This window comes from Vibrio plantisponsor, assembly GCF_013041605.1.
Taxonomy (GTDB): domain Bacteria; phylum Pseudomonadota; class Gammaproteobacteria; order Enterobacterales; family Vibrionaceae; genus Vibrio; species Vibrio plantisponsor.
Map to the genome: position 1 here is coordinate 257,774 of NZ_JABEQC010000001.1, position 21,818 is coordinate 279,591.

A 21,818-nucleotide genomic window follows, 5' to 3' on the forward strand; every position below is an offset into this window, starting at 1 on the left:
AAGGTGACAAAGTTCAAAATTTCTCTTTCGTTTGTCTTAAATCAAACAAGGAGGTGTTAGCTGAGCCCAACCATTCCCATGCTTTTTATATGGAATAAGAAATGCATTGTTGCCTATGACGAAGGACCAAACAGAGCAAAGGATGGCACTTATGGGACAAGTAGACACACTCTTAGAAGGCGCAACTCCGCCTATTTTCGATTATCAAGCATTTGAACAAATCGTCTCGCATGCGCCAGTCGCGATTAGCATCACCGACCACAAAGGCACTATTCTGTTTGTTAACCAAACATTCTCGGATATCACTGGCTACAGTTTTAGTGAACTCATCGGCAGAAACTCTTCTCTTCTTTCTTACAAAGCCACACCAAGAAGCGTGTACGAAAACTTATGGAAAACCATATCGGAAGGGAATCACTGGCAAGGACAGTTGGTTAACCGCAAAAAATGTGGCGAAGCTTATATTGCTGAAATCTCTATCTCTCGACTATCACACCCTCATGGCGAAGTCTGTTACTACGCGATTCATAAAGACATTACCGAGCGTCACCAACTCATAACCGAACAGAAAAACCAATTTACGATGTTTCAGGCAGTGCTTAACGCCGCACCTATCGCCATCGCACTTGTTGATAGCTCACACCGTGTTCTGTTTAGTAATCAGAAGTTCAGTAATATTGAAAAGAGCATTGGACAGTCTCCGATTGATGCACTGCTCAACAGTTTACTCAACGATTACGGGCATGACTCAGTCGCAGATTTTCTTGGCAAAAAAGACAATCGCTATAAAGGGGTATATATCGAATCCAATGAACCCGTTCGTGAACGTTGGTTTGAGTACGCCTTGGTGAAAACACCTGTAGCAGCCAGCAGTGTGGATTCCTACTTCCTACCTGAAGATGACGACTATACCGTTATCGCAATTTCAGAAAGAACCCGTGAAAAACAACTGGTGGAAGAGCGCCGCATTAACGCCATGAAACTGATGGCGCGCGATAACAAATACGTGCATGCCATGCAGGAAGCCTTGATGGGTACGCTGCATCAATTGCAAGGTCCATTCAACATGATTGAATCGGCGGTACGTATTCTTAAACGTACCAACCCCGCTTGCCCTGGCTTAGTGGCGATGGATGAAGCGATGGATACTGCATTAGATGCAATGCAAGACATCAAACTAGCGATTCCTGAACGCACCAGCGAAGCGTTTCAGCCGGTTAATCTCAATCAGGTCATTCGAGATGTCAGTGACATCAGCACCGATGAACTACTCAAGTCATCGTCTAACTTGGAACTGATTCTGGCGCCTCGTCTTTCAACCATTAACGGTATGTCACACCGCTTGATTCTGGCACTGAAACAGTTGATTGATAATTCAATTGATGCGATTCAGGCGGCGAAAACCAGCGACCGAACCATCATCATCTGCTCTTACGAAAGTGACGGTGAAATTAAGGTGATTGTCGAAGACAGTGGCATTGGTATTGAAGAGTCGCAACGACTCAAAATTTTCCAACCGTTCTTCAGCACCAAACCAAAACACCAAACTGGCTGCCGAGGCATCGGGCTTTCGATTGTGCAGCAGGTTCTGAATGAACACTCAGCCACCATTAATGTCAGCAATAGTGAGCGCTTACGTGGCGCACACATCTGTCTTACTTTTCCCATCAGCCAATGGTGATCGACTATGACAGACGAAATGACTTTATTGAACTTGGAACGTCGGTTACTGGCGGCCATGTACAAGATTTCCAGTGTGCTGAATACCAGCCTCAACTATGTGGAGTCGTCCGATAAAATCCTGCAAGTGCTGCACGATGAGTGCGCTTTGCAATGCGGTATGTTAACGATACTCGACAGTACACGAGACATATTGTTAATCAAATCGGTTCACTCTCCACAACCTAACTCAGCAGCGCAACACAAGCAGGTGTCTTATAAAATCGGCGAAGGATTGGTGGGCGAAGTTCTGCGCCAAGGCAGCTCTATCGTGCTGCACAATCTTGGCAGCGACCAACGCTTTGCGGACAAGCTGGCACTGTATGACTACGAAAAACCGTTTATCTGCGTCCCTTTGAAAGACGCCAATGGTAAAGTGATTGGCGCTTTGTCAGCTCAGCCACCGAAGTTTGTGGAAGGCTTCATCACCCTGCAAACCAACTTCCTCAACATGATTGCCAACCTAATCGCCAAAAACGTTCAGTTGGCATACAAGGTGGAGACACATCAACAGCAATTGGTGGATGAGCGCGACAACTTACGACGTAAAGTTCGCAACAACTACAGTTTTCGTAATCTGGTTGGGCATACCAAATCTATGCGCCAGATCTTCGAGCAAATCCGTTTGGTCTCGCGTTGGGATTCTACCGTGCTTATTCGTGGTGAATCCGGCACAGGTAAAGAGCTGGTTGCCAACGCTATTCACTACAATTCACCAAGAGCAAACTTGCCCTTTGTAAAACTGAACTGTGCAGCTTTGCCAGACAACTTGCTTGAATCAGAACTATTTGGGCACGAAAAAGGCGCGTTTACGGGAGCAGTGAAGCAGCGCAAAGGTCGATTTGAAATGGCGGACAACGGCACCATTTTTCTTGATGAAATCGGTGAAACCAGCCCTGCGTTTCAAGCAAAGCTGCTGCGAGTTTTACAGGAGAAAGAGTTTGAACGTGTGGGTGGAACTACCACCATTTCGGTTAACGTGCGGATCATCGCAGCCACTAACCGTTACCTTGAGCAAGAAGTGGCGCAAGGCAATTTCCGTGAGGATCTTTACTATCGCCTCAACGTCATGCCTATGTATTTGCCACCACTGCGTGAACGTCTGCAAGATATACCTGAACTTGCTGAGCACATGATCCAGAACCTGAGTAAAGCGCAGCAGCGTAAACTGACACTGAGCGACGAAGCGATTCGTTTGATGATGTCGCATCCATGGCCAGGTAACGTACGAGAGCTGGAAAACACTCTCGAGAGAGCGTCGGTGCTGTGTGAATCAGGGGTTATTGGGCCAGAACTCATCACGCTGAATAAGTCGCAGCCGGTGTTCCAACCCCCTGTTCATCAAATAAGTAATTATCTTTCCCCAAATAATCCTGTTCATCATCAGGCTAGCCATCCTGCGCATCATGCCTCAACCAATGGAGCATCAATGCCGGACTACCCTCATTCGCCACAGGATATGCCAACAGGAGACGAAAGAGACATGGTGATTGATGCACTTGAGCGGTCAGGTTGGGTGAAAGCGAAAGCGGCACGATTGCTTAATATGACACCTCGTCAAATTGCCTATCGTATTCAGATTATGAACATTGAAATGAAGCAAATTTAGCGAGGAGATCAAACAACAACTGGGAACGTTTGTCTGCTTTCAGACATTGTGGCAGACAAACCGCCCCAACCACTCACCTAACCCTTTGAATATAAGTATCTTTATATCGGAACGAAGCTTGCAGAGCAACCGTATCGTTTGATTTCAGCAGTAAACAAGAGGTAGACATGGAAAGTCATTCTCGCTCTGTAGGGTCGCAACATTCAACCCAAGATAAGGTGCACCATTTCTTCACCAAACAGGTACAGGAAAAAATTCAGCAGCACCCTTGTTACTCCAAAGAAGCGCACCAGTATGCTCGGATGCATCTGCCTGTAGCGCCAGCCTGCAATATTCAATGCAACTACTGTAACCGCAAATACGATTGTAGCAACGAATCCCGTCCCGGAGTCGTTTCAAGAGTGATGGACAGTAGTGGCGCCCTAAGACAATTCAACGCAATTAAAAAGCGAGCACCGAACTTAACCGTGGCGGGAATTGCGGGGCCGGGTGATGCATTAGCCAACCCCAAAGCGACCTTCGCTACGCTTCGTTTATTGAAACAAGCTCAACCTGATGTTCAGTTGTGCATTTCAACCAATGGCTTGGCTTTGGCCGATCATGTGGAGCAACTAGCTGAAGTGGGCGTCCACCATCTCACAATCACCATAAACACCGTCGACCCTGAAGTGGGTGAGAAAATCTACCCTTGGATCTATTTCAATAATCAACGCTTACGCGGCAGAGAAGCGGCGCAAACCTTAATCGAAAGGCAGTTGCTTGGTCTTGAAATGGCTGCTCTAGCGGGCATGTTAGTGAAAGTGAATACGGTACTGATTCCCGGTATTAATCACCATCACGTGGCGGCGGTCTCTGAAGAAGTCAAAAAACGTGGCGCGCTGCTGCACAACATCATGCCTTTGATTTCAGACCCAAGCCACGGCACCTATTTTGGTCTAAGTGGTCAACGTGGGCCAACCGAAGAAGAAGTCGCACTTGCCCGTGAGCAATGCGGTGGACACATGCCACAAATGACTCACTGCCAACAGTGCCGAGCGGATGCCGTCGGAATGTTAGGCAACGGTGAATCACCATGTTCTAGCGCTTCTCAATCGAATGAGCACGATCAGGTGAATATGAATAAGCCGTCGAGCAAGAATACATTCCGTGTCGCAATTGCCAGTGATGGTAGCGACAGTGAGCATATTCAACTTCATTTTGGTCATGCGACACGTTTTGAAATTTACCTGTTCAGTGAGAAATCACAGCAGTTTCTCTATCAGGAAACGCGTCATGTTGAGTTGTACTGTAATGGCAAAGATGACTGTGATGATGTCGATAAGCAAGCTCTGATTCAGTCCATCGCCGACTGCCAAATGGTATTGAGTGCCAGAATCGGCATCACACCATGGCGAGAGTTAGAAAAACTCGGCGTTCAACCCAATGTCGATTTTGCTTTTCAGTCTGTCGCAGCAAGCCTAGACAGTATTGCGAAAGATCTTATCGCGAACCAAAGCAAGGAGGTGGACTATGAGCTTTGTCATCAGCAATAAATGTGTTGGTTGCCATGCTTGTATGGTGGTGTGTCCAAATCAAGCCGTCTACCCAGATGCGGATCTCGCCAACCAGTTCCATATCCACCCAAAACGGTGTGATGAATGCTCTGCGCATTACGACAGTCCCCAATGTGCAAGCATCTGCCCTGTGGAGGAAGCGATTCTTGATAGCACGAGAAATCCGCTCAATCCGATAGGCAGCTTGATGCCCACTATCGTTGCAAGCCAACTGTCACAGCAGCAAAGTATCGCTGATAGCTAACGTAGTCAGTCTATCTCAGAAACTAGCGAGGCAACGCATGATGGATAACGTCATTCAAGACTATTGGCAGCCAATATTAGAGAGCTATCAAAAGGGCCAAACAGCCCTGCCTCTCTACATGGGTTTAAACCAGAACGGATATAATGCTCTATTGTTAGCCATGGGCTTAGAATCCGTTACTCTTTCCTTAGAGGCGGAAGAGAAACTCCGGCTACGATTGGAGCTGATGAATATGCGGATCGGTGAGTTGGAAGAACTAGAGAAGCTGTTGGTTGAGTCACTTAATCCAGATGTTACGCTTGGCTGTGAAATGGTAACCGTGTTAGCCAGTGCTTGTTTGGGCAGCCAACATTTATGGCGAGATTTAGGCATGCCGGAACGTCCTCGCCTAACGGCTCTGTTTCGAGACTACTTCCCGTCACTTCATACCAAAAACGTCAACAACATGCGCTGGAAACGCTTCTTGTATCGCCAATTGTGTGAAAACGGAGGCGACTATGTGTGCCGCTCACCAAGTTGCGAAGAGTGTGCGAGTTACTCAGAGTGTTTTGATTTGTCAGCAAAGTAGATCAGATTTCCAACTCGGTGCCGTTTCGATTCTCTATCGGCTGAAGACAGAACCATCTTCAACCTATAGAAGTGTGTGATAGTTAGAACTGAAACTCGCTTTGCCTGCGTGAAGGCTCTACCTGATGCAAATAGCGAGTAAAAGTGTCTTTAGGGCGCTCAAGACCGTTCGCTGCCAATGTTCTGGAAGCCATACCTCTGTGATTACTGCCGTGTGTTAGCAAGTGCAAAAGGATTTCTTCCACCGTCAGTGTTCCTAAGTCACCATCGACAAATTTAAATACGATACTTCTCTCAAGCTCTTCAGTCGTCAGCGACTGTGCGTAATTCACTAGCCATAAATCAATCTGCTCCATTGTCTGACGAAGTTCTGCGATCGTAGGTGTTTCAACGGTATTATCAGCACTGTATTTCTCTGGCTCACCCAAAATTCGACTGATAAAAAGACTGTCTACAACAGTGGTATGGTTGAGAATTCGAATAAAGAAAATCGCGTCATCTTGCGGAAGTCGATCAAATTGCTGCTCACCTAACGCTAATAACTCAGTGTTTGCCCATTGCTTGTATTGAAATGCTTTTGCTAGTTGCATTTTTGCTCCCGTAATAGTCCATTAAAAACGCGATTAAATTAGCCTCTTTCCACTCGCACGATATTCAAATTCTCATCGCTGGTTGGGGGTTCGAAATACTGAGTCACATGATGAAATACCGCCTCTGTATCGAACTGTGCTCTCTCTGGTTGCTCTATTCGTCGCTTTGCTATTTGAGACAGACACTGACTGTCAGAGAGATCCAAGTAAACCAGTTCATGCTCACATCCCAATTCTGAGCACATAGAACTAAACCAATGTCGTTGTCGGGCTGTGTTGGCGGGAAAATCCATTACCACGTTCGTCCCTGCTTTCAAAATGCTTTGAATATGGCTCTTAATGAAGGGTTTAATTGCCGTAGAAAACTGAATGTAGTCATCAAAGGTTTGAATTTGATTGGGATAATGAGCAGATAACCATTCGTCCTCGGAGACAAGTACCGCCCTGTTTTCAGCAGCGACAACTTTGGAATAGGTTGATTTACCTGCACCCATTTTTCCGCAGAAAAAGAACAGTTTTCCTAATGACTTCATATTGTCTCCATGTCGTTCTGTTGATGACTAACTAGACTATTTCGCCTGATGCTTTTCAATGAAAGGCGTCAGCTTTTCCAACAATAAGTGCTGTTTATTTTGCGCTTCGTTCATACCCAACTGAGCGCCTTTCTGCGTCAACGATGGTGATTTCTCCACCAGTTTTTTCCCTGTTGGACTTTCAAAGAAACGAATAACATCTTCCATTTCATCGACAGTAAACGTTTGTGCATATACAACGGCAATCTGTCTTTTGAGACCTTCTCTGTCTAAATCATTGTTAAACCAATCGCGATAAATGTTCTTCAATTCAACCGTTTCTTCGTCATTGAGTCTTAGATTGTCAGCCAGTTGATTGACGATAGGAAGCATGCTCTCAAAACCACCCAACATTTGTTCATCTACTTTCATCGTGACTAACAATTTTTCTGCTGTTTCTATTTGTGAATCAGTATACGCATGCGCAAAACCTACAAACATAAAAGACAACACCAGTGCGATTACTTTGTTCATTTCTCATTTTCCCTTTTAATAGTAAAAATTTAATATGCAACTCATTCCTAATCAATGAAACCGACCATCGCACTTTCTCAGAAAGCAATCAATTTTATTTATAAGAAAACCATCAACCAGCAATAGTACTTCTCACCATTTAAAGCCATAATTCGACCAACTCGTGAGTTTTAAACTCTCACCTTAAGAAATCAGAAGTAGAAAGACAGTAATGACAACAGAGTCGACAGCCATTATTGGACTGCATAATCCTAAGAACCCAACCAATGTAGGCGCGGTATTGCGCGCAGCAGGTTGCTACAACGCAACGCAAGTTCGTTACAACGGAACACGCTATAACCGAGCTGCAAAGTTCCAAACTGATACCAAACATGCCCATGAGCGAATTGGATTGGTGGAAATGGAAGATCTCACTTCAGCGCTTGCTGATGATGTAGAGATCGTATGTGTTGAGCTGGCGCTTGGCGCCGTACCGCTCCCTCACTTCACTCACCCAGATAAAGCGATATACGTGTTCGGTCCAGAAGACGGTTCTCTACCGCAAGAGGTCGTCGATAAAGCCCATCATGTGGTCTATGTTCCGACTACGGGCTGCATGAACCTTGCTGCGACGGTCAATGTTGTGCTCTATGACCGTATGGCGAAAACCATGGGTAACATCGATCACCACCAGCAAGTGTTGGAAAACCGAGACAATAAGAACAGATTGATAGTGAAAGAAGGTATTTGAGTAAAGCAGTGATAAGCGCTCACTTCGCCTATTAAGCTAAGATTTCATAACCTTAAAGTAAAAGCCAACCTCGAGTGTTGGCTTTTTTTATTTGCGTTTGTTGGTAACGACAGCACACTCAAAAACTAACGAATGATATGTTGGATTTTTTCTACCTGCGACTCGAAAATGTCTTTCACTTCTTTGTTGTTGGTTTTGGCAATCGAAATCCACTGCAAACCCGTTTCATCAGAATGCTCAAACTCCACTTGCAGTTCGTATTTCCTCACCGATAACAGAGCCAAAAACATTCCCGCAAAAATCGAAAACGGCCCTGCGTAAATACCGAAATAATTGGGAGTGACAATCCAAACCACACTGGAAGCAATCAAGCCAAATATAATCAGCCTGACAGCATGATCTTTTAGCGTATTGGTTCTCACTCTGGAACGTTTTATTTGTGCCAGCGGATATTCGTCGTTATTAAATTTAAGCGTGGTGCTATTAATGTTGAAACTACGCGCAGTAATCATCTTGCTCTCCAACTCTTGCAACGTCAGCATCATCTACCGCTCATAGCAAAGTTTGAACTTAAATAAACACTGATTTCCAACAATGAGAAATGGTCAGAAATTCAATGACTTTTTACTGACAATTTAATTACTCAGGAAAATAAAATCAGAAAATTGCTTATTTAATAACAGTTGGATAACCGTTAGACTCTTTAGAACTAGATGCTCTTTTTCCTCCATAAATTCTAATAATCGACTCAACTCAACGCAGGTAGGCACCTTAGGGATTTTTAATGACAAACCCGCTACGTACTTTCACAGCACTATATGGCACAACACTTCTCACCGTTTTGGCGAGTGGATTACTCACAACCTATTTAGGTCTCAGACTTTCAGCAATGCAGGTCCCTGAATTATGGATTGGGGCCATGATGTCTGCGTATTACGCAGGGCTAGTTGCAGGTTCTAAAATCGGGCACCGATTGGTTGCTCAGGTCGGTCACATTCGTGCCTTTGTCGCCAGTGCAGGCATAGTCACAGCATCCGCACTTGGACACGCATTGGTGGACGACTTATCAATCTGGATTATCCTCAGACTGATCGTCGGTGTCGGGATGATGTGTCAGTACATGGTGTTGGAAAGCTGGCTCAATGAACAGGCAGATAATAATCAACGTGGCGCAGTATTTGCGAGCTATATGATTGTTTCTTATTTGGGGTTGATTCTCGGCCAAGGCGCGATCAGCTTCTACCCAGATCTAGGCTTAGAGCCTTTGCTGCTTATCGCCATCTGTTTTGCTTTGTGTATTGTGCCAATTGCGCTAACGAAACGAATTCACCCAGATCCATTGGTTCCTGCACCGCTGCAAATTACTTACTACTGGAAAAAAGCGCCTCAGGCACTGACCACAGTAGCTATAGGCGGCATGATTGTCGGTTCTTTCTATGGTCTTGCTCCTGCTTACGCAAGTAACCTTGGTATGCATCCAGACCAAGTCGCCACTTATATGACCACCACCATTATGGCGGGTTTGTTGGCTCAATGGCCTATGGGTAAGCTCTCAGACATGATTTCCCGTAGCAGCCTAATCCGAATTAACTGTGTATTGCTCGGCGGCTTAACCGCGGCTATCGCGCTTCTGCCACATCAGGATCATTTATCTCTGGTGATGACTTTCCTGTTCGGTATTTTGGGGTTCACCTTATATCCTCTGGCAACAGCTCTGGCAAACTCGCGTGTTGAACAGGGCGAGCGTGTGGGATTATCTGCCACTATTTTGCTGACATTCGGTCTTGGTGCCTCTATCGGGCCACTCATTGCTTCTACCATCATGCAATGGTTTGGCAATGAGATGCTTTATGGCTTTATGGCTGCGTGTACCTTAGTGATGTTTTTCCGTTTGCAATACATCAACTCTCGCCAGAAGAAGGCCGAAGTTTCGGTATCGGAAGACTACATTATGGCAACAGGTGACTTAGTGTCCTCACCTCTTGCTGTAGCACTTGACCCTCGTGTCGATGTGGAAAGCGTTCAGGAAGAAATGACACCTTCGTTTGAAGCAGAAGAAGAGAGCGAAGAGGACGACGAGGATTACCAAGACGATGAAATTGACGGCGACCACGATGACATCGTGATTGTCAACGCCGATATTGAAGATGAACGTAAGTAATCACTTCTCCTCTGCATACCGATAGTTAATGTCCCCCAAGCTTTGCGGCTTGGGGGATTTTCATATTAGGCTACGCCACCAGAACCAAACGCTTCTGCATATATTTGTGTCTCTGATACACCAAGTTGACGAAGCTGCGTCATGTAATGAGACATAAACGCCATTGGTCCGCACAGGTAGTAATCCGCTTGGGTAAAATCTTGCGGCAAAACATGAGTGAGATTGAACGGAGCTTGTTGTGCGCCGTTGTCCTGATTGGCTCCGTGATCATAGAAATAGTTCACCTTCATCCCTTTTTCAGCAAACTCATCAGTGACCGACTTAAATGCATGAACTTGAGGGTTGCGAGCACTGTGAATGAAATGCACTGAGCCTAAAGCATTTTTCTTATTCAGATAGCTGCTCATTGCCATCATAGGCGTAATACCCACACCGCCACTTAGCAGTACGATTGGACGCTCACTTTGTTCATTCAGCACAAATTCGCCATACGGCGCAGAGACTTCAATTACATCACCCTGTTGAATTTCACCGTGCATATGGTTAGACACAAGCCCAGCAGGTTTGTGGTCTGCTGCGGACTCTTTTTTGATTGAGATTCGCAATGTCTCCTCATTGGGAGCTTGAGACAAACTGTACTGACGAGGCTGATACAGCCCCGTTTCTTTGACGAACACGCGAACGCTGATGTATTGCCCCGGTTTGAATACCGGCAGTGTGCCGCCATCTGTCGGCTCAAGATAGAAAGAGGTAATTTCTTCACTTTCTGCCACTTTGCTGCGAACGCGGAACGGACGCCAACCTGTCCAGCCTTGCGCCTTTTCTACAGACGCCTGATAAAGCTTAGATTCCACATCAATAAACAGATCGGCCAACTGTTGGTAAGCCGCAGCCCAAGCATCAATCAGTTCATCGCTTGCAGCATCACCCAGCACTTCTTTGATTGAAGCTAAAAGATGTTTGCCCACAATGCCATACTGCTCAGCTCGGATGCCTAAGCTGGTGTGTTTGTGAGCAATACGCTCAACAACCGACAATAATACGGAAGGATCATGAATGTTTTCAGCATATGCGAGCACAGCCATAGCTAACGCTTGAGGCTGATTGCCAGTTTTTTGATGCGATTGATTGAAGACGTTTTTCAGCTCTGGATTATGTTTGAGCATCCGTTGATAAAAATAGGTAGTCAGTGCGACACCACTCTCTCGTAAAACAGGAACGGTGGCTAACACTAATGACTTTTGACTTTCTTTCATTTGAAATTTCCTATGCAATTTCTTTTTAATTATCTGTTTATTAATAATAAGCAAGTTATAGAACTTGAGGGCTCAACGTTGAATAACAAACGCATCAAGCCATTAGTCGTATTGAAGTAAGAATAGTTGAGCAAGACTAATGGCTATGAACGTTTGTCTGTTGATGGGGTTATCCTGGGTGGCCGTCAGCGCGTGGGCGTAACAGCATGGTGCCAAATTTCAGGATGAATAAAGTGAATGCGATGATCCAAAGCGCTGCCGCGATATCCACCATCAGCAACATGTGCTGCGGCCAGAAAGCGACACCAAAACCTCGCACAAAAGCAGCAAGCACGATGGCTGCAAACGCCAGCCACATGTTTGGTCCTTGATAAATCATTCTCCCTGTATGACCCATAGTCACACGCGAGATCATCGATAAGATAAGCCCGCCAATCGCTCCGATAGCGATCACGTGTAACATATTGTGGGATACAAACAGGCCGTTAGGAATCCAATTTAATTCCGCTAACGCTTTGATAAGCAGCCCTGAAGGGATGCAGGCATAAGTCAGATGCAACGACCACACTAACGGCTCTTTTAACGTTGTCCATGGCTTCCAACGTAGCCAACGAGCCAACTGCATCACCGCTGCGAATAGCATGATAGCTGGGCTAACTTGTTCACTGGTTAACGGGAAAAAGCTTAAAGCAAACAGCATAACCAACGGCGTATTGGCAGCGGCATCCAACCAAAGAAGGGTGTTCGCTTTCTCGAAGTTAAATCGACGTGCGGTGAAAAACGGAATCACTCGCCCGCCCATAATTGAAATAAGCAGTACAAACCACCACAGCATCGCCTGCCAAACCGCAATTGAAGGGAAAGGAGGCATACCCTTGATGGTTGCGTAACTGGCGTAGTTCGCCACAATGGCCAAGACAAAAAATGGCAAGAAGATCAGATTACGATAGCCTTTGGCTTTCACCACTCGAAACGAAATCTCATACGCAACTAAAGCGAGAAACAGCGCTTCAATGGAAGAGGTTAGCCAAAGCGGAACGTCTGTCCAAAGCAGCACTCTCGGCAGCATCCATAGTGTAACAAGCACGCCTAACCATTTGTCTTTGGTGCCATTCACACCTGTCCAGTTCTGAACGGCGGTTAGTAAGAAACCAGCCACAATCGCCATGGCAAAGCCAAAAAGCATTTCATGAACGTGCCACCACAAAGCGGGAACTCTTAACTGAGCGGGCTGACCGTGCTGAAAGGCATATACCCAAATGCCAATCGCGATAACTGAATATACACTGCCAAATAAAAAGAAAGGTCTGAAGCCTAAGCGCAGAACGGGGATGATTTTATCTTCTGCACTCTTATCGGTGATGTTGAGCATAAACGCGCGATTCCTAACAATACATCTAAATAACGAAGTAATAGCTATTGCACGAATCAAGCCAACTTTAACTTATTGATTTTTAATAACTTACATTTTAAGCCCTTGACAACTGCGTTGTAATAAACACATCATCAGTTCGTTTTTGTCTTAACGTAGAAGCCCAAATGGACACACATGTCATCAAACCATCCATAGAACAAGTACTGTTGAACATTGCGGTAGAGCTGAATATGGGAGAGCCTTCCACTCAGCACTACCAAAAATTGATTGATGCCCTGCAACAACTACTTCCCTGTGATGCCAGTGCTCTATTTACACTCGACAACGAAAAGCACTTAGTACCGATTGCCATCAGCGGTTTGTCATCTGAGGTATTCGGACGCCGCTTTCTGCCTGATGTCCATCCGCGTTTGGCTATGATCTTAGCCAACCGTAAGCCAGTACGTTTCCCTGAGAATTCAAGCCTGCCAGACCCTTTTGACGGCTTACTGAGTGAAGATATCCACCATAGTATTGATGTTCACTCTTGCATGGGGTGCAGCTTATACGTGGGCGATACTTTGGTTGGCGCGCTGACGCTGGACGCGGCAAAACCCGGTGCTTTCAACAGTATTCCAGACAAAACCATTGAGACCTTTGCAGCGCTTGCTGCGGGGATCATTCGCAATATCAGTCTGTTTGAAGCATTGAATAAAGCCAATCGTCAGCAACATTCAGTAAATCAATTGCTGATTGATGAAGCGAGAAACAAAGGTGGAAAACTGGTTGGTGTTAGCCCCCAGATTAAGCGACTCAGAGCCAACATTGAGATGGTCGCGCACTCGAATTACGCGGTTTTGATCAGCGGCGAAACGGGTACAGGCAAGGAAGTGGTTGCTCACCAAGTTCACGCGCATAGCCTACGCAGTGACAAGCCTATGGTTTATGTAAACTGCGCGGCGTTACCCGAATCCATTGCTGAAAGTGAACTATTCGGACATGTAAAAGGCGCGTTTACCGGTGCCAACAGTTCACGTGCGGGTAAATTTGAACTGGCCGATGGTGGCACCATTTTCCTTGATGAAATCGGTGAACTGCCTTTGCTACTGCAAGCTAAGCTGCTGCGTGTTATTCAGCAAGGTGAAGTACAACGAGTGGGCGCAGATAAAAACCACATCGTAGATGTTCGTGTTATCGCGGCAACCAATCGAGACCTCGCTCAAGAAGTGGCTGAAGGACGTTTCCGCTCCGACCTTTTCCATCGTTTGAATGTATTTCCTATTCAGGTGCCCCCTTTACGCTCTCGTGAAGGAGACATTCCGGTTTTAGTGGGATACATACTGGATAACATTCGTCGCCAGTTCCACCTGAAAACACTGCACATTCACCCTAAAGCACTGCAATTATTAGAAAAACAGTCTTGGTTAGGTAACGTCAGGGAGCTGGAACACACCTTAATGCGTGCGGGCTTACACGCTATGAGAACACAATCAGAGCTGATTGAACCTCTCCACTTTATGAACGATTTTGACTTATCTGAACAGTCAGTAAATGGAAAGGCGAATAACAATACTTCGCCTCAACTTCCCAACTCTTCAGTACCCATGCGTGAAGCGGTAGAAGCGTTTCAAAAGCAGCTTATTGAACATGCATTGCAACTGAACAACGGTGTTTGGTCTCAGGCGGCGGCTTTTTTACAGATGGACAGAGGTAACTTGTTCAAAATGGGTAAAAAACTGGGCGTACAAGCCTGTGAATCTTCCAAATAAATGTGACTTGTTGTATTAAAAACAACACGCGATGTGTTTATAACAACAATGACTTTGTTCGAAAAATAAAAATTCACGAAAAATCAATAAGATAAAAACTGGCATACTCTCTGCACTACCAGCGATGAAATTTAAAGACCGCTTAACGCACCCTTCGCGTTAAGCGGCCAATTTTAATACTTATCACTGGAGCCCCAACTATGTTCTGTATTCAATGTGAACAAACCATTCAAACCCCTATCGCAAAAGGTTGCGCGTATTCGCAAGGTATGTGTGGAAAAACAAGTGATGTTTCTGATCTACAAGATATTTTAGTTTATACGCTACAAGGCGTTTCATTCTGGGCTCAACTTGGCCGTGAATATCAAATTATCGACACTGAAATCGACGAATGGGCGCCGAAAGCCTTCTTTGCAACACTGACTAACGTAAACTTTGATGAAAAGCGCATCGTTGAGTTCGCAAACCAAGCTTATCAATACAAACAGAGTTTAGAACAGCGAGTCAGAGCCGCAGCAACGTTAGCTGACAAATCAATTCCTGAGCTTTCCCCAGCGGCTCAGTTTGAACTTCCAACGGATCGTGAAGCATTGTTAAAGTTTGCGCCTTTAGCCGCAGTAAACCGTGGTCATGAAACCGTCGATCCTGATGTCATGGGTTTGCGTTTACTCTGCTTGTATGGCTTAAAAGGCGCAGCAGCCTACTTAGAACACGCCCGTGTTTTAGGACAAAGCGATGTAGAGATCCACACTGAATATCATCAAATCATGTCTTGGTTAGGTACAGAACCACAAGATCTCAATGCACTGCTTAACTGCTCAATGCAAATTGGCCTAATGAACTACAAGATCATGGCCCTATTAGATAAAGGCGAAACGGAAAATTTCGGTCACCCTGCGCCAACGCAAGTCAACGTAAAAACAAAGAAAGGCAAGTGCATTCTTGTGTCTGGACATGATCTGCATGACTTAGAAAAAATCCTGCAACAAACCGAAGGCAAAGGCATTAACGTCTACACCAATGGTGAAATGTTACCTGCTCATGGTTACCCAGAACTGAACAAGTACCCTCATTTAGCGGGTAACTACGGTAGCGCTTGGCAGAACCAGCAAAAAGAGTTTGCTAACTTCCCGGGTGCAATTGTGATGACATCAAACTGCTTACTGAATCCAGAAGTCGGTCAATATGCCGATCGCCTGTTCACTCGCAGCATTGTCGGCTGGCCGGGCGTATCTCATTTAGAAGGTGATGATTTCTCAACAGTGATCGAATGTGCATTAGCTCAGGACGGATTCCAGCATGATGAAATTGAACAGATGATCACTGTCGGCTTCGGTCGTAATGCCTTAATGGAAGCGGCACCGGCTGTGATTGATCAAGTTAAGCAGGGCAATATCAGTCACTTTTTCTTGGTAGGCGGTTGTGATGGTGACAAAGCAGAGCGCAACTACTACAACGAATTTACCAAACAAACGCCAGAAGACAGCCTGATCCTGACTCTCGCTTGCGGTAAGTTCCGCTTTAACAAAGAGCAACACGGTGAAATTAACGGTATTCCTCGTCTTCTCGATGTCGGTCAATGTAACGACTCCTACTCAGCGATTCAGTTAGCATTAGCGTTGGCAGAAGAATTTGACTGTGGTGTCAATGACCTACCACTGACACTGGTATTATCTTGGTTCGAACAAAAGGCTATTGTGGTTTTACTTACCCTACTCGCTTTAGGTGTGAAAGGTATTTACACCGGCCCAACTCAACCAGCATTCCTTACTGACAACTTAATGGCCATTATTCAGGACAAATTCGACCTAAGAGCCATCTCGACTGTTGAACAAGATCTTGCGCAAATCCTTGGCGAAAAAGCCGCTGCGTAAATGTGTTTAATGACAGGTGGGTATCGCCCACCTGTGCTTATTGAAGAGACGACTATGGAACAATTTCAATGGCCGAACCAAGGCGCTGCACGCTTAATCTGTAAAAGCAGATGGCAGGAAACGCCGGATTGCATCAGTTTTACCTTAACCAGCGAAGAGCAAGACAAAACCTTTAGTTTTATTGCAGGGCAATTTGTGACTTTAGGGGTAGAGATTGATGGCAACACTGAGTACCGCGCGTATTCTCTCAGCTCACTGTCAAACCAGACCGAAATGCAATTTACCGTGAAAAGGGTTGCTGGCGGTAAAGTATCGAATTATCTCAATGACCATTTACAAGTGGGTCAATCATTGCAGGTACTTCCACCCGCTGGACAATTTCACATTGAGCAGCCTCATACCGATAAGATCTTGTTGCTCAGTGCGGGTTGCGGCATAACTCCGGTTATGTCGATGGCGAAAACACTGTTAGCAGACAGCCAAGATCGCACAGAGATACATTTCATTCATGCAGCAACCTGTGCAGAGCAGCTAATTTATCATGCTGAACTACAACAAATGGAGCAGCTGCACCCTCGTTTCAAGCTCGACATTATGCTGGAGGATGCAACCAATACTGATTACTTGGAAGGACGTCTAACCCAAGCGGCGCTTGCCAATTACTGCCCGGATATCGCTTCTCGCACGGCATTTTTGTGTGGCCCTGTGGGCTTTATGCAAGCGATGAAAGAGAACTTAGCGGCGTTGGGCATGGATATGACGTTGTTCTATCAAGAAAGCTTTACGCCTGCTGAATCAACGCAACCAGAGGTTGAAGACACAAAGAGTAAAGCTGCGGCATTGGCGCATGCCACCGTATTTGTGCCGTCGTTTGGTACCGAGACTAAAATCGTGACAGGAAGCCTGCTTATTGATGCGTTGGAAAGTGCCAAAGTGCCTGTCATTGCGGCTTGTCGCAGCGGTATTTGTGGCTCTTGCAAATGCAAAGTCACCAATGGTGATTTCACTCGCACCAGTAGCGAAACCTTAACGGAACAGGAAATAGCCGAAGGATTCGTACTCGCCTGCTCCTGCCAAATTCATTCCGATGTTGAAGTGTCTCTGAACTAGTTATCACTCAGAGCCCTAATTCCTCTGCACATGACTTTTCTCCTTGATCAGCAGGGAGAAAAGTCATTCTTTATTTAAGACAAAAAAACTGCCTCGTGAGGGGATAGATCTTTATGACAAAATTGTCATATTCCTGAAAGGGGATAGTCAGAGGCGATATAGAATAATGCAGTCATTGAAAACAAATCGTAAAGGTAAACAACATGAAAGCAATTAAAACCGCCCTTTTTGTTACAGCATTAACAATGACTAGCGCTTCAGCATTCGCACAACCACTTTTCCTCGGAGGGAACTATATCTCTCGTGAGGAGGTAAGAACGGTGTCTGTCGCACCAGCAACCTCTACTGAGCAGGCTTATCAGGAGGCTCTGTCAGAACTCAACGCTCTTAAACAAATGCCAGCAAATAAACTGAATAAAACGCTGAATCTCTCCCGTTTTGATACTAGTTCGAATAACACTCATCTAAAAGAAGGTGGATACATCACAGTGCAAGAACGAATGAACGAAACAGGTCAGCTCGAATACGTAGGCAGAGTGAACGTAAAAGTGCATTACGCAGAGCGTGATAGCAATAACTAAACAACGTCGCGCAATAGAAAAGAGTATGACGCTATTTGCTCATGCTCTTTTTTCGATCTTGTACCACCCAACAAAATAGGTGATTACGCTTGAAATTATTAATAGTTGAAGATGAACGCAAAGCTGGAGAGTACCTGCAAAAAGGGCTAATTGAATCGGGATACATTGTGGATTTAGTGCACAACGGTGTTGACGGACTTTACCAAGCAACAAGTGAAGAGTACGACCTAATTCTGCTCGATATCATGCTACCTAAACTGGACGGCTGGCAGGTTCTTAATACTCTACGTAACAGTGAAATTTATACGCCCGTTATCATGCTCACAGCCAAAGAGCAGGTTGAAGACCGTGTACGTGGTTTTGAATTGGGCGCGAATGATTACGTAGTAAAACCTTATGCATTTGCTGAACTACTGGCGAGAATCCAAAATGTATTCCGTCATCATGTAAGCTCTCCCTCGACCAACACCTCCCAAACGCTCCGTGTGGCAGATCTAGAACTCGACATGGTGAAAAGAGTCGCCACGCGCTCAGGGTATTCAATGTCGCTAACAGCGAAAGAATTTACGCTGCTCGAACTGTTGATGCGAAAACAAGGTCAGGTACTGTCACGCACAACCATTGCCTCACTTGTCTGGGATATGAATTTCGACAGTGACACTAATGTTATCGATGTTGCTATCAAACGTCTGCGGAATAAAGTAGACAAGCCATTTGACAGGCCACTTATTCACACCGTCCGAGGCATGGGCTACAAACTGGAAGATGCTGATAATGCTTAAACTGTCACAACCTTTTTCGATGAGAAATAAGCTTGTATTGATGTTTATCGGCACAACTTTAGTGACTTATTTTTCATTCGCATTGGTACTGCAATACGCAATAGAGCGTCATTTCTATAATCAAGATTTCAGCTATGTCTCCAGTAAATTCAATGCTATCGACAGAGAAATTAATCAGTCCCCACAAGCCCTATTCGAACAATCGAATAACAGCCCTCTTCTGATGTGGGTGTTTGAAAATGAAAATATCATTTATCAAAATTCGAATTTGACCCTCCCGAAAACACAGCCTCTCATCCCGAATTCACCACAAGCCTATAACCCAAGCAATGCCATCGAATGGGATGAAGACTCCCTCGCGCTTCGTGCATTTGCGTTCAATACGGGCAATTATTTAGTCGTGCTTGGATTGAGTATTAATCATCATCTTGTGTTTTTAGACAAACTGAACTGGATTCTTTTTTGGTCACTCGGTTTTACTTTTCTCATTTCATCCGCATTTAGCAGCCTGATCGTGCATCGAGGCCTTAAGCCTATCGCGATACTCAATGAACATATTCAACAAGTCTCTCCAGAACAGTTGGATATTCGTATTAAGCTAGAATCACTGCCGAGTGAACTGCGAGGTCTGGCAAACACACATAATGCGATGTTAGACAGGCTACAAATGGGGTTCAGACGATTAAGTGAGCTCTCTTCAGATATTGCTCATGAATTGAAAACGCCACTAACGAATATTACGACGCAAAACCAAGTCATTCTTGGTGCATGTCGCACGCCGAAAGAATATCAAGAGGCCATTGCTTCCACTCTGGAAGAGCTAAATCGAATCACAAAAACCATCAACGACCTGCTTTACATCGCTAAGGCCGAGAACAAATTGATTCATCGTAATGATGAAGTGCTTGATGCGGGAAAAGAACTCTCCCATCTGATTGACTACTACGAAATATTGGCTGACGACGCCTCAGTTAAGCTAGTGAACTCAGGAGAAGGGAGACTCTACATGGATAAAAACATGTTTGAGCGAGCAATGGGCAACTTACTTTCTAATGCGATTAGACACGCCTATGTTGAATCGACCATACAAGTTCAAGTGCAAGAACTCGACGAGCAGATAACGATCTCTGTGGTTAACCAAGGCGACACTATCCCTGAGGAAAACATCGCGTATCTTTTCGACCGTTTTTACAGAATAGATAAATCTCGCCAGCATGTCGGGAGTGTCGGTGCGGGGTTAGGACTATCAATCACTCAATCGATTGTCCAAGCCTATAATGGTGCCATCAGTGTGACATCGAAAGACCAGCATACTGAGTTCACAATAACCTTGCCTTGCGCAAGATCTTTGGACCAATAGGCTCTACTCAAGGAAACCTTAAGGCATGAATGGTAACGCCATTCATGCCCTTTTACCTGATAACAGAATATTTGTGCTTCTACAAATCAGGCATTAAACGACCTGCTACTGTCAGTTTTTAGCTCTGATTTTTCTCGTTGAATAGTATTTTGCTCACTGTTGTTAAGCTCACTCTCACTATCGGAGCCTTTATCTTTTGAACAATCTGACATCATGAACTTCATCATCAGTCCATGCACAAGCAAACATAAAATCAGAGGAATTAATGCTGAACCCATCAAGGCAAAACTAAACACATCCGTCGAATCGGAATAACTCAAGAAAACGACACCCAACATCACTAATACGCATACCAGCATCATCCAACCATGCCCTTTATGCCCTCCATGATTTGAATGGCGAGGGTTGCTTTTGTTTTTAACCGTCATAACTTTTTCCTGCCCATAGTCTTTTTAACTGACACTCATCTTATACTTCTGTTTCTGTCAGTAACTGGGCAGTGATGATGACAATTTTGTCATGTTCATCTTTAGAGGCTCAAAAACTTAGTTCTAGAACCCCAAAGGAATTCAGAACTTGATGATTGGTTAATCTGGATACAAATCACAGCTGTGATAAACGAGGTTAATTCTCTCGATGAACCCAAACAACATCTTCATCCGGTGTCGGAATTTCAAACCAAGACCAGAATAAATCCAACATCTCCGGCGTCATTTCGTAAGACTTACCTTGCAACTCCGAGTTACGGGCGGTCGCTCTTTGTTTACATACCTCAAAGGGAACATCCAAATAGTGCATTTCGTTCTCAACCCCTAGGCTCGATGCCCACTCGATAAAGCTACTGCGATCAGTTTTACGCCAAAAACCGAAATCGAAAATCACGGGTACACCAAGCGAAAATAGCTGCATCGCGGAGCTCTTAAATAATTCCTTCAGTGTCGCTAAGCGACGATCAAAGACTTCCCGCTCCATATGTTCGCCGTATAGAGGAATCATCCATTCATCAATTGAAAAGCGAAAGGCACCATGAACTTCAGCAAGCTGTTTGGAATAAGTGGTCTTGCCTGCTCCAATGAAGCCGCATACAAAATAGATTTTGCTCATAATTTCTCTTTAGTTCAGTACGGCAAGTTATGCTAAATCTCGCCATATCCAGTTCGAATGAATAGCACTTCCGGGTCCATAGCGGCGTTGTTTCATCTCCAAAACAGCCCAACACTCTTTTATTTCCAGCTCGATATCGTAGGTAATTTTATAGAATTTATAAACAAAATCAGGGTCTTGATATTCAGAACTAAAAGGACAACGTGAGCGTTTTATCAAATCAATACCAACGATGCTTCCGCCAATCGAACGAATTTTGTTATTGATGACAGCCATTCTTTCGCGTTCAGACTCTTTGGAAACTCTCATCAAGAGCCATACGGATACCCCGCCAGCGATGAAGGTAAGCAAGAAAGCGAGTTGTAAGCTCATACTAGAACCCCAGATTATGTGCACCCGAATGTAAGTA

At 45.0% G+C, this 21,818-nt stretch carries 22 protein-coding genes; 13 read left to right on the top strand and 9 right to left on the bottom strand.

The genetic code is table 11. The features are described from left to right. Positions 1-151 precede the first annotated feature (151 nt). The 5 genes from nifL to HKI82_RS01325 all read left to right on the top strand — a co-directional run bounded on the left by nifL (position 152) and on the right by HKI82_RS01325 (position 5,693). Complete coding sequence (nifL, locus tag HKI82_RS01305; protein ID WP_165313450.1) at positions 152-1,681, top strand: nitrogen fixation negative regulator NifL; 1,530 nt, start codon at positions 152-154, stop codon at positions 1,679-1,681. A 6-nt stretch (positions 1,682-1,687) separates the two neighbouring features. Beyond that, positions 1,688-3,328, top strand: coding sequence for a nif-specific transcriptional activator NifA (gene nifA, locus HKI82_RS01310; RefSeq protein ID WP_171136951.1), 1,641 nt, complete (start codon positions 1,688-1,690; stop codon positions 3,326-3,328). A gap of 167 nt (positions 3,329-3,495) precedes the next feature. After that, on the top strand, positions 3,496-4,860 hold the full coding sequence (gene nifB, locus HKI82_RS01315) for a nitrogenase cofactor biosynthesis protein NifB (protein ID WP_171136952.1): 1,365 nt from the start codon (positions 3,496-3,498) through the stop codon (positions 4,858-4,860). Further along, entirely contained in the window at positions 4,838-5,125 is a 288-nt protein-coding gene (locus tag HKI82_RS01320; RefSeq protein WP_171136953.1) for a 4Fe-4S dicluster domain-containing protein, read from the top strand. The genes nifB and HKI82_RS01320 overlap by 23 nt, the downstream gene beginning before the upstream one ends. Before the next feature lie 37 nt (positions 5,126-5,162). Then, entirely contained in the window at positions 5,163-5,693 is a 531-nt protein-coding gene (locus HKI82_RS01325; RefSeq protein WP_171136954.1) for a nitrogen fixation protein NifQ, read from the top strand. 82 nt (positions 5,694-5,775) lie between these two features. Here HKI82_RS01325 and HKI82_RS01330 read toward each other — a convergent pair whose 3' ends face one another. The 3 genes from HKI82_RS01330 to HKI82_RS01340 are packed head-to-tail and all read right to left on the bottom strand — an operon-like array spanning position 5,776 to position 7,328. Next, entirely contained in the window at positions 5,776-6,282 is a 507-nt protein-coding gene (locus HKI82_RS01330; RefSeq protein WP_171136955.1) for a DinB family protein, read from the bottom strand. Between the two features lie 38 nt (positions 6,283-6,320). After that, positions 6,321-6,815, bottom strand: a complete 495-nt coding sequence (locus tag HKI82_RS01335) for a P-loop nucleotide/nucleoside kinase family protein (protein ID WP_171136956.1) — start codon at positions 6,813-6,815, stop codon at positions 6,321-6,323. A 36-nt stretch (positions 6,816-6,851) separates the two neighbouring features. Next, positions 6,852-7,328, bottom strand: a complete 477-nt coding sequence (locus tag HKI82_RS01340) for a DUF2059 domain-containing protein (RefSeq protein ID WP_171136957.1) — start codon at positions 7,326-7,328, stop codon at positions 6,852-6,854. A gap of 211 nt (positions 7,329-7,539) precedes the next feature. On the opposite strand from HKI82_RS01340, the gene HKI82_RS01345 reads away from it, so the two are divergent. Further along, a complete protein-coding gene (locus tag HKI82_RS01345; protein ID WP_171136958.1) occupies positions 7,540-8,058 on the top strand; it encodes an RNA methyltransferase in 519 nt (172 codons plus the stop codon). A gap of 125 nt (positions 8,059-8,183) precedes the next feature. On the opposite strand, the gene HKI82_RS01350 is transcribed toward HKI82_RS01345, so the two are convergent. Continuing rightward, complete coding sequence (locus tag HKI82_RS01350; RefSeq protein WP_240956622.1) at positions 8,184-8,603, bottom strand: hypothetical protein; 420 nt, start codon at positions 8,601-8,603, stop codon at positions 8,184-8,186. Positions 8,604-8,842: 239 nt separating this feature from the next. Here HKI82_RS01350 and HKI82_RS01355 point away from each other — a divergent pair, with 239 nt between their 5' ends. Then, entirely contained in the window at positions 8,843-10,219 is a 1,377-nt protein-coding gene (locus HKI82_RS01355; protein ID WP_171136959.1) for an MFS transporter, read from the top strand. 65 nt (positions 10,220-10,284) lie between these two features. Here HKI82_RS01355 and hmpA read toward each other — a convergent pair whose 3' ends face one another. Together hmpA and HKI82_RS01365 are read right to left on the bottom strand one after the other, a co-directional pair. Next, positions 10,285-11,475, bottom strand: coding sequence for an NO-inducible flavohemoprotein (gene hmpA, locus HKI82_RS01360; RefSeq protein ID WP_171136960.1), 1,191 nt, complete (start codon positions 11,473-11,475; stop codon positions 10,285-10,287). 169 nt (positions 11,476-11,644) lie between these two features. Beyond that, on the bottom strand, positions 11,645-12,847 hold the full coding sequence (locus HKI82_RS01365) for an NnrS family protein (RefSeq protein WP_171136961.1): 1,203 nt from the start codon (positions 12,845-12,847) through the stop codon (positions 11,645-11,647). Positions 12,848-13,029: 182 nt separating this feature from the next. On the opposite strand from HKI82_RS01365, the gene norR reads away from it, so the two are divergent. The 6 genes from norR to HKI82_RS01395 all read left to right on the top strand — a co-directional run bounded on the left by norR (position 13,030) and on the right by HKI82_RS01395 (position 20,305). Next, complete coding sequence (gene norR, locus HKI82_RS01370; RefSeq protein ID WP_171137202.1) at positions 13,030-14,598, top strand: nitric oxide reductase transcriptional regulator NorR; 1,569 nt, start codon at positions 13,030-13,032, stop codon at positions 14,596-14,598. Between the two features lie 200 nt (positions 14,599-14,798). Next, a complete protein-coding gene (gene hcp / locus HKI82_RS01375; RefSeq protein WP_171136962.1) occupies positions 14,799-16,472 on the top strand; it encodes a hydroxylamine reductase in 1,674 nt (557 codons plus the stop codon). Between the two features lie 54 nt (positions 16,473-16,526). Next, the gene (locus HKI82_RS01380) at positions 16,527-17,582 is read left to right on the top strand and encodes an FAD-binding oxidoreductase (protein WP_171136963.1); all 1,056 of its coding nucleotides are present in this window, start codon (positions 16,527-16,529) and stop codon (positions 17,580-17,582) included. Positions 17,583-17,785: 203 nt separating this feature from the next. Next, positions 17,786-18,163 (top strand): DUF3316 domain-containing protein, encoded by a 378-nt coding sequence (locus tag HKI82_RS01385; RefSeq protein WP_102939961.1) that lies wholly within the window; start codon positions 17,786-17,788, stop codon positions 18,161-18,163. Positions 18,164-18,252: 89 nt separating this feature from the next. After that, positions 18,253-18,945, top strand: a complete 693-nt coding sequence (locus HKI82_RS01390) for a heavy metal response regulator transcription factor (RefSeq protein WP_171136964.1) — start codon at positions 18,253-18,255, stop codon at positions 18,943-18,945. Further along, the gene (locus HKI82_RS01395) at positions 18,938-20,305 is read left to right on the top strand and encodes a heavy metal sensor histidine kinase (protein ID WP_171136965.1); all 1,368 of its coding nucleotides are present in this window, start codon (positions 18,938-18,940) and stop codon (positions 20,303-20,305) included. The genes HKI82_RS01390 and HKI82_RS01395 overlap by 8 nt, the downstream gene beginning before the upstream one ends. 86 nt (positions 20,306-20,391) lie before the next feature. Here HKI82_RS01395 and HKI82_RS01400 read toward each other — a convergent pair whose 3' ends face one another. From HKI82_RS01400 to HKI82_RS01410, 3 genes are all read right to left on the bottom strand, one after another. Next, positions 20,392-20,733 carry a hypothetical protein gene (locus tag HKI82_RS01400; protein ID WP_171136966.1) on the bottom strand — a complete coding sequence of 114 codons (342 nt, stop codon included), beginning with the start codon at positions 20,731-20,733 and terminating at the stop codon, positions 20,392-20,394. A gap of 196 nt (positions 20,734-20,929) precedes the next feature. After that, the gene (locus HKI82_RS01405) at positions 20,930-21,409 is read right to left on the bottom strand and encodes a P-loop nucleotide/nucleoside kinase family protein (protein ID WP_171136967.1); all 480 of its coding nucleotides are present in this window, start codon (positions 21,407-21,409) and stop codon (positions 20,930-20,932) included. 27 nt (positions 21,410-21,436) lie between these two features. Further along, a complete protein-coding gene (locus HKI82_RS01410) occupies positions 21,437-21,781 on the bottom strand; it encodes a hypothetical protein (protein ID WP_171136968.1) in 345 nt (114 codons plus the stop codon). Positions 21,782-21,818 lie beyond the last annotated feature (37 nt).

What these genes read in the sequence shown, in the direction of transcription:
- nifL (WP_165313450.1), top strand. Translation starts at nt 152, where the DNA reads ATGGGACAAGTAGACACACTCTTAGAAGGCGCAACTCCGCCTATTTTC.
- nifA (WP_171136951.1), top strand. Translation starts at nt 1,688, where the DNA reads ATGACAGACGAAATGACTTTATTGAACTTGGAACGTCGGTTACTGGCG.
- nifB (WP_171136952.1), top strand. Translation starts at nt 3,496, where the DNA reads ATGGAAAGTCATTCTCGCTCTGTAGGGTCGCAACATTCAACCCAAGAT.
- HKI82_RS01320 (WP_171136953.1), top strand. Translation starts at nt 4,838, where the DNA reads ATGAGCTTTGTCATCAGCAATAAATGTGTTGGTTGCCATGCTTGTATG.
- HKI82_RS01325 (WP_171136954.1), top strand. Translation starts at nt 5,163, where the DNA reads ATGATGGATAACGTCATTCAAGACTATTGGCAGCCAATATTAGAGAGC.
- HKI82_RS01330 (WP_171136955.1), bottom strand. Translation starts at nt 6,282, where the DNA reads ATGCAACTAGCAAAAGCATTTCAATACAAGCAATGGGCAAACACTGAG.
- HKI82_RS01335 (WP_171136956.1), bottom strand. Translation starts at nt 6,815, where the DNA reads ATGAAGTCATTAGGAAAACTGTTCTTTTTCTGCGGAAAAATGGGTGCA.
- HKI82_RS01340 (WP_171136957.1), bottom strand. Translation starts at nt 7,328, where the DNA reads ATGAACAAAGTAATCGCACTGGTGTTGTCTTTTATGTTTGTAGGTTTT.
- HKI82_RS01345 (WP_171136958.1), top strand. Translation starts at nt 7,540, where the DNA reads ATGACAACAGAGTCGACAGCCATTATTGGACTGCATAATCCTAAGAAC.
- HKI82_RS01350 (WP_240956622.1), bottom strand. Translation starts at nt 8,603, where the DNA reads ATGATGCTGACGTTGCAAGAGTTGGAGAGCAAGATGATTACTGCGCGT.
- HKI82_RS01355 (WP_171136959.1), top strand. Translation starts at nt 8,843, where the DNA reads ATGACAAACCCGCTACGTACTTTCACAGCACTATATGGCACAACACTT.
- hmpA (WP_171136960.1), bottom strand. Translation starts at nt 11,475, where the DNA reads ATGAAAGAAAGTCAAAAGTCATTAGTGTTAGCCACCGTTCCTGTTTTA.
- HKI82_RS01365 (WP_171136961.1), bottom strand. Translation starts at nt 12,847, where the DNA reads ATGCTCAACATCACCGATAAGAGTGCAGAAGATAAAATCATCCCCGTT.
- hcp (WP_171136962.1), top strand. Translation starts at nt 14,799, where the DNA reads ATGTTCTGTATTCAATGTGAACAAACCATTCAAACCCCTATCGCAAAA.
- HKI82_RS01380 (WP_171136963.1), top strand. Translation starts at nt 16,527, where the DNA reads ATGGAACAATTTCAATGGCCGAACCAAGGCGCTGCACGCTTAATCTGT.
- HKI82_RS01385 (WP_102939961.1), top strand. Translation starts at nt 17,786, where the DNA reads ATGAAAGCAATTAAAACCGCCCTTTTTGTTACAGCATTAACAATGACT.
- HKI82_RS01395 (WP_171136965.1), top strand. Translation starts at nt 18,938, where the DNA reads ATGCTTAAACTGTCACAACCTTTTTCGATGAGAAATAAGCTTGTATTG.
- HKI82_RS01400 (WP_171136966.1), bottom strand. Translation starts at nt 20,733, where the DNA reads ATGACGGTTAAAAACAAAAGCAACCCTCGCCATTCAAATCATGGAGGG.
- HKI82_RS01405 (WP_171136967.1), bottom strand. Translation starts at nt 21,409, where the DNA reads ATGAGCAAAATCTATTTTGTATGCGGCTTCATTGGAGCAGGCAAGACC.
- HKI82_RS01410 (WP_171136968.1), bottom strand. Translation starts at nt 21,781, where the DNA reads ATGAGCTTACAACTCGCTTTCTTGCTTACCTTCATCGCTGGCGGGGTA.